Annotated in this window: 14 protein-coding genes and 1 pseudogene; 3 read left to right on the forward strand and 12 right to left on the reverse strand. The window is 39.4% G+C overall.

The window, feature by feature from the left end:
* Positions 1–44: 44 nt before the first annotated feature.
* From mnmG to mnmA, 5 genes are all read right to left on the reverse strand, one after another.
* On the reverse strand, positions 45–1,961 hold the full coding sequence (gene mnmG, locus D2A30_10435) for a tRNA uridine-5-carboxymethylaminomethyl(34) synthesis enzyme MnmG (GenBank protein ULL21932.1): 1,917 nt from the start codon (positions 1,959–1,961) through the stop codon (positions 45–47).
* Complete coding sequence (locus tag D2A30_10440; protein ID ULL21933.1) at positions 1,958–2,419, reverse strand: NUDIX domain-containing protein; 462 nt, start codon at positions 2,417–2,419, stop codon at positions 1,958–1,960. Before D2A30_10440 ends, mnmG begins: the two co-directional genes overlap by 4 nt.
* The gene (locus D2A30_10445; GenBank protein ULL21934.1) at positions 2,409–2,840 is read right to left on the reverse strand and encodes an NUDIX hydrolase; all 432 of its coding nucleotides are present in this window, start codon (positions 2,838–2,840) and stop codon (positions 2,409–2,411) included. Before D2A30_10445 ends, D2A30_10440 begins: the two co-directional genes overlap by 11 nt.
* A gap of 130 nt (positions 2,841–2,970) precedes the next feature.
* Positions 2,971–3,603, reverse strand: coding sequence for a 4-deoxy-L-threo-5-hexosulose-uronate ketol-isomerase (locus D2A30_10450; GenBank protein ID ULL21935.1), 633 nt, complete (start codon positions 3,601–3,603; stop codon positions 2,971–2,973).
* A 26-nt stretch (positions 3,604–3,629) separates the two neighbouring features.
* Complete coding sequence (mnmA, locus tag D2A30_10455; protein ID ULL21936.1) at positions 3,630–4,754, reverse strand: tRNA 2-thiouridine(34) synthase MnmA; 1,125 nt, start codon at positions 4,752–4,754, stop codon at positions 3,630–3,632.
* Positions 4,755–4,984: 230 nt separating this feature from the next.
* Between mnmA and sdaAB the strand changes: the two genes are divergently transcribed.
* Genes sdaAB through D2A30_10470 form a run of 3 tightly spaced genes read left to right on the forward strand, consistent with a single transcriptional unit; the run spans position 4,985 to position 7,104 of the window.
* Positions 4,985–5,656, forward strand: coding sequence for an L-serine ammonia-lyase, iron-sulfur-dependent, subunit beta (gene sdaAB, locus D2A30_10460; protein ID ULL21937.1), 672 nt, complete (start codon positions 4,985–4,987; stop codon positions 5,654–5,656).
* A gap of 12 nt (positions 5,657–5,668) precedes the next feature.
* Entirely contained in the window at positions 5,669–6,544 is an 876-nt protein-coding gene (sdaAA, locus tag D2A30_10465) for an L-serine ammonia-lyase, iron-sulfur-dependent, subunit alpha (protein ID ULL21938.1), read from the forward strand.
* Entirely contained in the window at positions 6,541–7,104 is a 564-nt protein-coding gene (locus D2A30_10470; protein ID ULL21939.1) for a histidine phosphatase family protein, read from the forward strand. The genes sdaAA and D2A30_10470 overlap by 4 nt, the downstream gene beginning before the upstream one ends.
* Positions 7,105–7,209: 105 nt before the next feature.
* Here D2A30_10470 and D2A30_10475 read toward each other — a convergent pair whose 3' ends face one another.
* The 7 genes and pseudogenes from D2A30_10475 to D2A30_10505 form a co-directional block, all read right to left on the reverse strand.
* The gene (locus D2A30_10475) at positions 7,210–7,764 is read right to left on the reverse strand and encodes a LysM peptidoglycan-binding domain-containing protein (GenBank protein ULL22038.1); all 555 of its coding nucleotides are present in this window, start codon (positions 7,762–7,764) and stop codon (positions 7,210–7,212) included.
* A gap of 219 nt (positions 7,765–7,983) precedes the next feature.
* A pseudogene (locus D2A30_10480) lies at positions 7,984–8,193 on the reverse strand (peptidoglycan-binding protein LysM).
* A 701-nt stretch (positions 8,194–8,894) separates the two neighbouring features.
* A complete protein-coding gene (locus D2A30_10485; GenBank protein ID ULL21940.1) occupies positions 8,895–9,692 on the reverse strand; it encodes an energy-coupling factor transporter transmembrane protein EcfT in 798 nt (265 codons plus the stop codon).
* Positions 9,685–10,527: an energy-coupling factor transporter ATPase gene (locus D2A30_10490; protein ID ULL21941.1), complete on the reverse strand. Its 843-nt coding sequence runs from the start codon at positions 10,525–10,527 to the stop codon at positions 9,685–9,687. The genes D2A30_10485 and D2A30_10490 overlap by 8 nt, the downstream gene beginning before the upstream one ends.
* Positions 10,503–11,339, reverse strand: coding sequence for an energy-coupling factor transporter ATPase (locus D2A30_10495; protein ULL21942.1), 837 nt, complete (start codon positions 11,337–11,339; stop codon positions 10,503–10,505). The genes D2A30_10490 and D2A30_10495 overlap by 25 nt, the downstream gene beginning before the upstream one ends.
* A complete protein-coding gene (pgsA, locus tag D2A30_10500; protein ID ULL21943.1) occupies positions 11,339–11,878 on the reverse strand; it encodes a CDP-diacylglycerol--glycerol-3-phosphate 3-phosphatidyltransferase in 540 nt (179 codons plus the stop codon). The genes D2A30_10495 and pgsA overlap by 1 nt, the downstream gene beginning before the upstream one ends.
* Before the next feature lie 11 nt (positions 11,879–11,889).
* A complete protein-coding gene (locus D2A30_10505) occupies positions 11,890–12,774 on the reverse strand; it encodes a helix-turn-helix domain-containing protein (GenBank protein ID ULL21944.1) in 885 nt (294 codons plus the stop codon).
* Positions 12,775–12,850: the final 76 nt, after the last annotated feature.

A 12,850-nucleotide genomic window follows, 5' to 3' on the forward strand; every position in this document is an offset into this window, starting at 1 on the left:
AATTCTAGTTTTGGTACCACCTGCTTAAAAGAAAAAGATAAGCACTAAAGGCTATCTTTCTTCTTATTTTTCGCAATAGAGCGACTGCGTCCTTCTAAATATACCATTAGGATGGAAATATCTGCGGGATTGACGCCTGAAATCCGACTTGCCTGTCCAATTGTTTCTGGGGAAATCAGCTTAAATTTTTGACGAGCCTCGGTTGCAATCGAATCAATATCATCCCAGTCTATATCTGCTGGAATTCGTTTTTCTTCCATGCGTTTCATCTTATCAACTTGATCCATGGCCTTAGCAATGTATCCCTCATACTTGACTTCCGTTTCAATCAACTCAATTGTTTTTGCATCTAAGTCCTCTGCCGCAGGGCCAATAAATGCAACAACATCCGCATACGTTACATCAGGGCGACGCATGAATTCCTTTGCAGTCAGTGCATCAGTTAAAGGTTTAAAGCCCATTGCAACAACTTTTTCATTGGTTTCTTTGACTGGCTTGAGTTTGATAGACTCTAAACGTTTCATTTCGATATCAAATTGATTTTTGTGGATTTGGAAGACCTGCCAGCGTTCATCGTCTACCAGTCCAACCTGACGACCGATTTCTGTCAAGCGCATATCGGCATTATCATGACGCAAAATCAAGCGGTATTCAGCCCGACTGGTCAAGAGACGATAAGGCTCAACAGTTCCCTTAGTCACTAGGTCATCAATCATGACCCCAATATAGCCATCGCTTCGTTTCAAAATCAATTCTGGTTTATCCTGTACCTTGAGGGCCGCATTAATACCAGCAATAATCCCTTGGCCTGCTGCCTCTTCGTAGCCTGATGTTCCGTTTGTTTGTCCTGCTGTAAACAGCCCTGAAATCTTTTTGGTTTCCAATGTAGCGCGCAACTGATGAGGCATAACCATGTCATACTCAATTGCATAACCTGTTCGCATCATTTGAGCATTTTCCAATCCCTTGATTGAATGAACCAACTCTCTTTGAACATCCTCAGGCAAACTAGTCGACAATCCTTGGACATATATTTCATCTGTATGACGACCTTCTGGTTCTAGAAAAAGCTGGTGGCGTTCCTTGTCGGCAAAACGCACAATCTTGTCCTCGATAGATGGACAATAACGGGGACCAATCCCCTTGACAATACCTGAAAACATGGGTGCTCGGTGAAGATTACTGTTGATAATCTCATGGCTGGTCGCATTGGTATAGGTCAACCAACAAGGAACTTGGTCTTGTAAATAATCCTCATCCTTTGACAAGAATGAAAAGTGGTTTGGTTTTTCATCGCCTGGTTGAATTTCTGTCTCCTCGTAGTTTATAGTACGAGCATTCACACGTGGTGGTGTCCCTGTTTTGAATCGTCCAATTTCAAGACCCAGTTCTTTCAGATTATCCGCCAGCGTGATAGAAGATAGGCTATTGTTAGGTCCTGACGAATACTTGAGATCTCCAATGATGATTTCACCACGTAGGGCTGTACCAGTCGTTACCACGACTGCTGTTGCTGAATATTTCTGATCAGTAGCAGTACGAACACCTACAACCTTACCGTCTTCGACCAAAATCTCATCAATCATTGTTTGACGCAGGGTCAAATTTTCTTGACGCTCCACCGTTCGCTTCATTTCCGCTGCATATTCTGCCTTATCAGCCTGAGCCCGTAAAGCACGAACAGCTGGTCCCTTTCCGGTATTGAGCATTTTCATCTGAATATAGGTTTTGTCAATGTTTCGGCCCATTTCACCACCCAAGGCATCAATTTCCCGTACCACAATCCCCTTGGCTGAGCCACCAATAGATGGATTACAGGGCATAAACGCAACCATATCCAAGTTAATCGTCGCAAGCAAGGTCTTACAACCCATCCGACTGGCTGCCAAGCCCGCTTCTACACCAGCATGCCCCGCTCCAATTACGATGACATCATAGTTTTCTGCAAATGTGTGTGTCATGTTGTTTTCTCCTTCATATTGATGATGTGTTTGATTTGCCCGTCCCAGTTTGGCAATTCCTCTGCCAGAAAAGCTGGCACAACATCTAGGTTGACAAGTTTGTCAACGTCAATCCATTCACAAGTTTGCTTCAACTTGCCTTCTATCATTTCATCAGGCATTTCTCCAATAGGCTCGACGATAAAATGAAACTCGATATTGTGAAAAGCTATGCTTCCTTGTGTAAATTGATTTTCAACGACAAAAGCTAGTTTGTTGACACAACTGTCAACCCCTAATTCTTCTTTGACTTCTCGAACAACCGCATCTGCCGCCACCTCATTGACCGCAATAGCACCGCCAATGGTATAATAGCGCCCCTTAGAGTCCTTCGTGAGAAATATTTTCCCATCTTTTATAATCAATGCAGTGGCACGAACACCGAAGACCTGATTGTCAATTCTAGTTCTAAAATCCATTCTTCCTTCTCTTTTCTAAAATTTCATCGAGATATGGAACTAAGTTTTTCTTGTTTTCATCGCGGCTAGTAATCCATAGAAAGTCAGTATGCTCTTCTGGATCAAGAAGAATTGTTTTGGGCTGTTCAGGAAGTTTCACTTCATAGACCAGCCTTGTAAACACCGCCTCTTTCTCATCATCAAACTGACTATCTTCATGGATAATGGTCAAATTTTCCTTGGCTAGCGAAATGCCAGTTTCTTCAAAGCATTCTCGAACAGCAGCATCACGAGGCAATTCATTCTCCTCGACACGACCGCCTGGAATGTCCCAATATTGAGGAAAAACATTGGGCTTACCACGCTTAATTTGCGAACGCTGAATAATCAGATGACTGTCTGCAACAGTCAGTAAAACATGGGCAATCAGTTTGACAGGCATAGTTCCTCCTATTCTCACAAAAAATAGCCAAAACTCTCGAAAACTGTAGGACAAAAAAGCCTACAATTCCCATGAGCTTTGACCATCATAGTTCTTGTTAGAAATATTGTATCAAATCTGCTTCTAAAGTTCAAACCTTATAAGCCATTAACTTTTCTAAAAGGAGTTTATTCGTTCCGTTTTGATAAATATAATCGACAAACGTTTTTCTTCTTAAAATTTTAGTCAATAGATGCTCATCAAAGTTTGGTAAAATTTCCAAAAAAGAGCGTGTTGTCAACTGATGAAGATGCACTAATTCAGTTGCTTCCTTCTTTTTACGTTCAGCATCTTGAACTGGATAGCCTGTATTAAATTCTCCATCAAATAATTTTTCCAAGGTATAACGCAAATTCAACTCGCCAGACCAACCAAAATTTAAGCCTAGTGGCAAAGAAACTACATTACCGTTGTTAATCCGACCAAATAGATAGGCATCCTGAGGTGTTTGAACAAATCCACAACGTAAACCTGGTAAACTATTGCAAGCCATCATCATTCCTTGACCAGAAGAACACCCTGTTACAATAAAGTCAGCTGCACATGTTTCAATCAACAAACTAATCATAACAGCCACTTCCACATAGGAGTAGTTTTCTATTTCTTCTGGAAATACGCCTAGATTGACAACTTCATGTGGTCCGCCCACAGCTTCACAAACTGTATTAAACAAGAGCTGGTTGATCTCTGTTCTTGTACTAGCTTGAATAACTACAACACGCATCTTCTCCTCCTTTACAAAACTGTCAACTAAATATACTGACAAGCTTCCCCGTCCCTGTAAGCCATATCAATCATACCACCGCCAAGACATTCTTGTCCGTCATAGAAAACAACGGCTTGTCCTGGTGTGATGGCTCTTTGTGGCTCTGCAAAGATAACTTCTGCCTTGTCACCTTTTACCTTGACAGTTACTTGACTATCTGGTTGACGATAGCGGAACTTAGCTGTGCATTCCAACGTGAATTCTTCCGGCATATCACGTGTAAAGTGAACTTGACTAGCCTGTAAAGATGTTGACATCAAGGACTCATGATAGAAACCTTGACCGACATAAAGGATATTTTTCGACAGATCTTTTCCGACAACAAACCAAGGCTCATTGTCCCCACCGATTTGTCCGCCGATACCAAGCCCGCCCCGCTGACCAATCGTATAGTACATAAGTCCTGCATGTTCGCCCATATCACGGCCATCTACCGTCATCATCCGACCGGGCTGGGCTGGCAAATATTGTCCTAAAAATTCTTTGAAGTTCTTTTCACCGATAAAGCAGATCCCTGTCGAGTCTTTTTTCTTAGCTGTCGCCAAGCCTGCTCGCTCTGCTATTTCTCTTACCTGAGGCTTTTGTAAATGGCCGAGCGGAAACATGGTTTTCTGCAGTTGTTCCTGTGATAGTTGGCTAAGGAAGTAGGTCTGATCCTTGCCATTGTCTGCCCCACGTAGCATGTGAACGGTGCCATCATCATCACGTGTTACTTGAGCATAGTGCCCCGTCGCCACAAAATCTGCTCCCAAATTCATGGCGTAATCCAAGAAAGCTTTAAACTTAATTTCCTTGTTACACATGACATCTGGATTGGGTGTACGGCCAGCTCGATATTCCGCAAGGAAATATTCAAACACACGGTCCCAATACTCTTTTTCAAAGTTGACAGAGTAATAAGGAATGCCGATTTGGTCTGCCACCGCAGCCACATCTTTGTAATCTTCTGTTGCTGTACAGAAGCTATTTTCGTCCGTGTCGTCCCAGTTTTTCATGAAGATGCCGATGACATCGTAGCCTTGTTCTTTAAGCAACAAAGCTGTAACCGATGAATCCACACCACCACTCATACCGACAACAACACGGGTTTTAGAATTGTCTATTGACATAATTTTCTCCCATCAATTGTGATACTCAGACTCAATCCGAGTTCAATTTCAACTTAGACTTGAAGGGTCTAGTTTTATCCAAAACGATTGAAGGTCGATTTGAACAATTTGTATTATATCACATAAGATGGGACATAGATAGAATTTTGATATTAAAGCCCATGCATTTAAGCATATTCTCATAAATGAATTTTTGATATAATAGAACCAAGAAAAACGTGAGGATTACTATGACAAATTTAAAATTTCAATCGGTCTTTGATATTATTGGACCAGTCATGATTGGACCTTCTTCCAGTCACACAGCAGGTGCAGTCCGTATCGGCAAGATTGTCTCATCTATCTTTGGAGAGCAACCCACCGAAGTTGAATTCCAACTCTACAACTCCTTCGCTAAAACATACCGAGGGCATGGTACTGATGTAGCCTTGGTCGCAGGTATTCTAGGTATGGATACGGATGATCCGCGGATTCCTAACTCTTTAGATATTGCGAGGGAACGTGGTATCAAAGTTTACTGGCGTGTCAACAAAGAGAGTAATACACCCCATCCCAATACAACGCGAATCATAATAAAGAATGAGAAAAAATCTATTTCTGCAACAGGTGTATCCATTGGAGGAGGAAATATTCAGGTAACGGAACTAAATGGTTTTTCTGTCAATCTGAATATGAACACCCCAACCATCATTATTGTTCATCAAGATGTCCCAGGTATGATTGCAAAAGTTACCGATATTTTATCTAAATTTGATATTAATATTGCTCAAATGAATGTCACTCGTGAAAAAGCAGGGGAAAAAGCCATCATGATTATTGAGGTGGACTCGCGTCAATGTGAACATGCTATCCCAGAAATTGAAAAAATCCCTCACTTGCACAATATTACCTTCTTTAACTAGAAAGAGAGAGACATGTTTTATACAATTGAAGAATTGGTTTCACAGGCAGAACAGTTTTCTGGTAGCGTCTCAGAACTAATGATTGCTACTGAAATAGAGCTAACTGGTCGGAACCGTGACGAAATATTGACAATAATGTCAAGAAACTTGACAGTAATGAAAAATTCTATTATTGATGGTCTCTCCGAAAGTAAATCTGTTTCAGGATTGACAGGTGGGGACGCAGCAAAACTCGACGCATATATAAAAGGTGGAATGACACTGTCCGACACCTCCATACTGTCAGCAGCTAGAAATGCCATGGCTGTCAATGAACTAAACGCTAAGATGGGTCTTGTTTGTGCCACTCCGACTGCTGGCTCTGCCGGATGTTTACCAGCTGTTTTAGGAGTTGCCATTGACAAGTTGAAGTTGACAGAAGAGCAACAACTTGACTTTATCTTTACAGCTGGTGCCTTTGGTCTTGTCATTGCCAACAATGCTTCTATTTCTGGAGCAGAGGGTGGGTGTCAAGCTGAAGTTGGTTCAGCTTCTGCTATGTCTGCTGCCGCACTAACATTAGCTGCAGGCGGGACAGCGTATCAAGCTAGTCAAGCTATCTGCTTTGTTATCAAAAATATGCTTGGTCTCATCTGTGATCCAGTCGCTGGCCTAGTAGAAGTGCCTTGTGTCAAGAGAAACGCGATGGGCGCTAGCTATGCTATGGTAGCTGCTGATATGGCATTAGCTGGTATTGAATCAAAGATTCCTGCTGATGAGGTAATAAATGCTATGTATCAAGTAGGTGCTGCTTTACCAACAGCCTTTCGTGAAACAGCCGAAGGCGGGCTTGCTGCTACACCGACTGGTCGGCGACTTGCACAGGAGATTTTTGGGGAAAAAGAATGAAAACCAAAGTTTATTTTATTAGACATGCCGAACCTAACTACGACAATCACGATGACATTTCTCGTGAACTCTCACCTAAAGGTTTACAAGATAGTCAACAAATTGTAACTATTTTACGCGATGAGCAGATTGATTATTTCTATTCTAGTCCTTATAAGAGAGCTATTGACACAATTTTACCTCTGGCAGCCTTCCATCAGAAAGAAACATATCATATTGCACATTTCCGTGAACGGAAAATAACAACTCACTGGATTGAAGATTTTAATAGTTTTACCGAAAAGCAGTGGGCTGATTTTTCCTATCATCTTCCCGGAGGTGAATCCTTACAAGAAGTACAGGAAAGAAATGTTATGGCTCTCCTCACCTTACTTGATAGACATCAGGGGAAGACACTAGTGATTGGCACCCATGGAACAGCATTATCAACGATTTTACGCTACTATCAGCCTACTTATTCTATCAAAGATTTCAATCGGATCAAACACATTTTTCCTTATATGATTTGTTTAACCTTTGATGACTTTTCCCTTGTGTCAATGCAAGAAATTCCTTTATAAAATGAAGAAAAGATTTAGTTACAACTACTAAATCTTTTTAAAATGTAAAAAACTCTGAAAATCAGACTGTAGTCTAATTTTCAGAGTTTCGATAAAGACAAATTATTAGTACCATCCATTTGCCAACCAGAATGCTTTGGCTGCTGACCATGAACCGTAACGACTGGCAACGTAAGCATCAGCTACGCGCTCTTGGTTTTTAATAGAATAATCACCATTTAGGTACGTATTTGTCAATTGGTAACGACCAATATAGATACCATTTTGAGCATCATAGCTACCACCTGACTCTTTTTGTGCAATCCACTCTTTAGCTGCGACATCTTCAGCACTCAAGTTTGAAGAATAAGAGCTAGTTGTTGTTGTTTTTGCTGTCGTTGCTGTTTCAGTCTCCTGAGCTGATTGTGCTGAAGTAGCCACTTTTATCACTTCACCCAACTCGATAGCTTGACCAACACGAATAAAATCAGGGTTAGTGATTTTGTTTTGCTCTGCTAATTTTTCGACGGTAGTGTTATATGTCAAAGCAATCTCTGACAATGTGTCCCCTGATTTTACAGTATAAGTGTCAGCGCTAACCACACCAGCACTTAAAATTGCGACGCCCGCAACCAAGCCTAAAATAGTTGTTTTAATGTTCTGTTTAAATGTAATATTCATCATGTAAATACATTCCTTTCTGTTACGTTATCTATCATACACTTCAACTATTACTCTGAGTTTGAAAAAATATTACAAATATTACAGTGACATTGAGTTTACACTATAAAAGCGCTATTTACTGGCACTTTCTACATATATTTACACGATTCTTTACAGAAATATATTTTTTTTTAAAATATGAAAATGCCTAGATAAAACTAGGCATTACTTATTTTCTTAATACCATCCATTTGCTAACCAAAACTGGTAGGCTGCTGACCATGAACCATAGCGTTGCAAAACATAGGCATCTGCTACACGCTCCTGATTTTCTGGTGAATGATCTCCATTTAAATAAGCGCTATGTAGCTGATATCTTCCAATGTATATTCCATTAGAAACCGTATAGCTACCTCCAGATTCTTTTTGTGCAATCCATTCTTTAGCGGAAACATCGTCAAGTACGGAACCTGATGGAACAGGATTAACTGTAGGAGTTGAAACAGAAACTGATTGAGTTTGCTCTACAACTGGAGTGCTTACTTCAGTTACGACAGGCACAACATCAGTGACGGCTCGTACTGTTGATTCTGCTGTATCATACGCTTGATTAGAATCTTCCACAGGTGTTGATATTTCGGTCTGAATACTCTCCTGCGATGCATCTACTGAAGTGACTGAACTTGAATCCACCACTTCTGTTGATTCAACAATTTGCGGTTCTTCAAACGTAATTTCTAAAGCTTCCACTTGAAGTGGTTGAGAATCAGTCTTCAACTCTAATATGGTTTCATAGCCCAATTCAAAAATAGGACTTGCTGAAATATATTCAGTTGTATGTGGAACACCATTACGAATCTTATTTACTGTATTCTTAATAGTATATGGGGCATCAGATACTGCTCTCACAATCTGTGTATGAGATATCTTCCCTGTTAGAATGAAACCAACTAACACCAAAACAAGAATAGTGAATAATCCAGTAACACCTTTCAATGCTTTATACATCAAACTCTTTTTCATTAAAAGAATAGTCCTTTACTTATTGTTATAACTATTCCTATCATACTATCATAATATTGCTTTTTATTTAAAAATTTATTACAAATATTACAATAAAGTTGCTTTATGGTGAAAAGGATACTATTTTAAGCACTTTTTAGTACATAGAGTGTTACACCTAGTAATATCATGACAATAACAGCACAGGTATCTGGCAATTTCCATTCTAAAACTCGGTATTTGGTTCTTCCTTCGCCTCCTTGATAACCACGCGCTTCCATCGCTGTAGCAAGGGCATCAGCTCTCTTGAAACTTGAAGCAAATAGTGGAATCAAAATAGGAATAACCGAATTAACTTTTTGAATCAGATTTCCTTCATTAAAATCCACACCACGTGCTCTCTGTGCATTCATAATGCGTGTGGTATCATCCATAAGGGTTGGTACAAAACGTAAACTCATCGAGAGCATTAGACCAATTTCATGAACAGGTACTTTCAACCGTTTCAGAGGGGCTAAACCAGATTCAATACCATCTGCCAGACTCAAAGGTGTTGTTGTCAATGTTAACAAGGTTGAAAAGAAAATAATGAGTACAAATCGGATGAAGATAATCAGCGCCTGCTGCAAGCCTTCAATCGAAACCTTAAAAATCCAAAATTCCCACAAAACACTTGCTCCAGGTGTGAAGAAAACTTGGAAAAAGGTTGTAAACAGAATAATCCCTATCATTGGTTTTAAACCATTGATAAAAAAAGATAAGCGTATTTGTGATAAAAGGACCATTGCAAACACAAATGCAATGATTAGAACATTTGTTATCAAATTATTTGCCCAGAAAATAAGCAAAAGAAAGGCAAACATGGCCAACAATTTACTACGCGGATCTAAACGATGAATCATCGAATTTCCAGGAATATACCGACCTAAAATCAATTTATCCATGACTCATCACCTCGGCAAATTCTTTTATCGTAACTGGCAAGCGTTCAAATACAAAGCCCCTTCTCTCCAGATTCGCAGCAAATTTTGTTATTTTTGGAACACCTAATTGAATTGTTTCCAAAAATTCAACCTCTTGAAAAACATCCCTCGGTTTTCCTGAACGGATTAACTTCCCTTTCTCCATCACATAGACCCAATCTGCATAATTTGCAACATCATCCATTAAATGAGTTACCAGAACGATGGTCATGCCATTAGCGTGTAACTGTTTAAAGATGTCCATTAATTCCTGACGTCCAGCTGGATCTAGTCCTGCTGTAGGTTCATCCAATACTAGAACATTTGGTTCCATGGCTAATATTCCTGCAATCGCAACTCGGCGCATTTGACCTCCAGATAACTCGAAAGGGCTTCTTTCAAATAGCTCTTCTGAAATACCAACGAGTGCAAGTTTTTCACGAGCAATCTTTTCAGCCTCTTCTTGGGAAATACCAAAATTTTGTGGACCAAATGCCACATCTTTTAAGACTGTCTCATCAAAAACTTGACTTTCTGGGAACTGAAAAACCAAGCCAACTTTTTTTCTTACTTGCTTAATACCTTTTTTATCTGAAGTCGCGTTGATAACCATATCATCAACAATCACACTACCAGATGTGGGGATATTTAATCCATTTAAAAGTTGCAAAATAGTTGATTTCCCAGAACCAGTATGCCCAATCAATGCAGTATAGGAACCGTCAACAATTTCCAAATCTACACCGAAAAGCGCACGCCCCTCAAAAGGTGTGCCAGCTTGATAGGTATAGCTTACTTCTTGGAGATGAATTCCCATAAAGTTTCCTCTAATTCTTCCTCTGTAAAATAGCGTAGCGGAATAGCGATTCCCGCCTGGCGCAATGATTCAGCTAAATTTGCTGTAAATGGCTGTTCTAAATCAAGCTCAATCAAATCGTCCCTCATAAATAATTCTGCTGGGGTACTGGTTGATTCAATTTGCCCATTCTTCATCACAATCACACGTTCACTTAGTGCAACTTCGTCTAAATCATGCGTAATAGAAATAACCGTCATATTATGTTCATCTTTAATTTCCTTCACAATACGAATTAATTCTAAACGCCCTTCAGGATCTAACATAGATGTTGCTTCATCCAAAATAACAATATTGGGACGCAAAGCCACGATACCTGCTATTGCAACACGCTGTTTTTGTCCACCAGAGAGTCTAGCAGGTTCTCTCTTCTTAAAACTAGCCATGCCAACCAATTCCAAAGCTTCTTGAACACGAACACGCATTTCTTCAAGAGGAACTCCTTGGTTTTCCAAACCAAAAGCAACATCATCCTCTACTGTAGCCCCAACGAATTGATTATCTGGATTTTGAAAAACCATTCCAATTAGACGGCGTTTTTCCCAGACATTATCAGCTGTCAATTTATCGCCGGATATGTAAATGTCCCCAGATTCAGCTTCCAATAAGCCATCTATTAAACGGACAGTTGTTGATTTCCCTGATCCATTATGGCCAATGATGGACAACCACTCTCCTTGTTTCACGTGAAACGAAACGTCGTTTAAAGTATATTTTTCGTCTTCTTGATCGTACTTATACTTAAGATTTTTAACTTCGATAATATTTTCCATTATTTAAATGTATCTTTGAAAAGAAATGAGGCACCCTTGAAATAATCATAACCTGAATAAAGGGTGAAGAAAAGTGCGATATACAATGTTATGTGACCAAGCAGGTTCCAATGCAAGAGTAGGAAAATGACCGCAAACATTTGAGAAAAGGTTTTAATTTTCCCTGGCATTGCTGCGGCTAGGACTGTCCCACCATTTTCAACTAAAAGTAAACGCAAACCAGTTACAGCAAGCTCCCTACAAATGATAATTGCAACAACCCAAGCAGGGGCAAATCCCAATTCAACTAGCATAATAAAAGCTGTCATTACCAGTATTTTATCCGCCATTGGATCGGCAAACTTCCCGAAATTTGTAACAACTTTCCATTTTCTAGCTAAATAACCATCTAAATAGTCCGTAATACTAGCTAAAGCAAAGATAATTGCAGCCAATGTATGGCTGATTGCATTGTTCCAAAGCGTTAATAATAAAATAAAGATGGGGATAACGAGAATCCGACCAATTGTTAATGCATTGGGAATATTTTCTTTTTTCATCTTTTCATCCTTTATTGTTCAAAGTACAGGGTAATACTTCCTGTCTGAGTAGTTAAAGCCGATGTATCCAACTTTTGACCACCAATTGTAATAGTAACCCCTTTTACAACACCTAAAACGAGAGTAGCTGAAGATACTCCTTCCTCTATTTTTGTTGTTGCTGATGGGTTATCAGGGGTCAGTGTTACCCCACCTGAAAGTGTTGTATCAGATAAACTAATCCAACTAGTTGTATTATCTGCAGTTACAGTAATATCAATTGGATAGGTAAACTTTGATACGGTAGCGCTAATACTTTCTCCAGATCCGGTTAACTGAATCATCTCAGAAGCGCTAGTTGTTGAACTGCTAGTAGAACTAGAACTATTTGAAGATGACTCCTCTATGACATTTCCTGATGTTGATGTACTTGCTATTGAGCTTGATGAATTTGTCACTTGTCTAGTCACACTATAAGATGTACTTTGATTTGAGAATAGTGAAATTTGCTTCATACGACTATGAATCACAAATGTCACAAAAATAATCATCAAACCAGCTGCTAGTAACAAGTAAAACAAAGGAAGAAAAGAATCTTTTTTATTCTTTTTTCTTAACTTATAACGTCTTTTTAACTCCGTAGAAAGTTCTTCCTCTTCTCCTTCTTCATAGTAGATTACTAGACTATTCTTTTTATAAGCATCTAGTAATACAGCAGAATCTAATTCAAGTACATCCGCATACGTTACCAAAAAACTTTCTATGTAGTTACTGTCTGGTATATATTCGAAATCATTATATTCTAATGCTTGTAAATATTTAGCCTGAATTTTCGTCATTCTCTGCACATCAATTAGGTTCCAGCTCCTACTTTCTCGAGCTGATCGAAGAACTTCACCGATACTTTTTTGCCTCATAAATCCCTTCTCTCATTCATTCATTGTATACAATACTCTATTTTAACAAAAAACTACGGAAATTTCGATGCTTTAC

The sequence above is a fragment of the Streptococcus suis genome (assembly GCA_022354845.1).
Classification (GTDB): domain Bacteria; phylum Bacillota; class Bacilli; order Lactobacillales; family Streptococcaceae; genus Streptococcus; species Streptococcus suis_AA.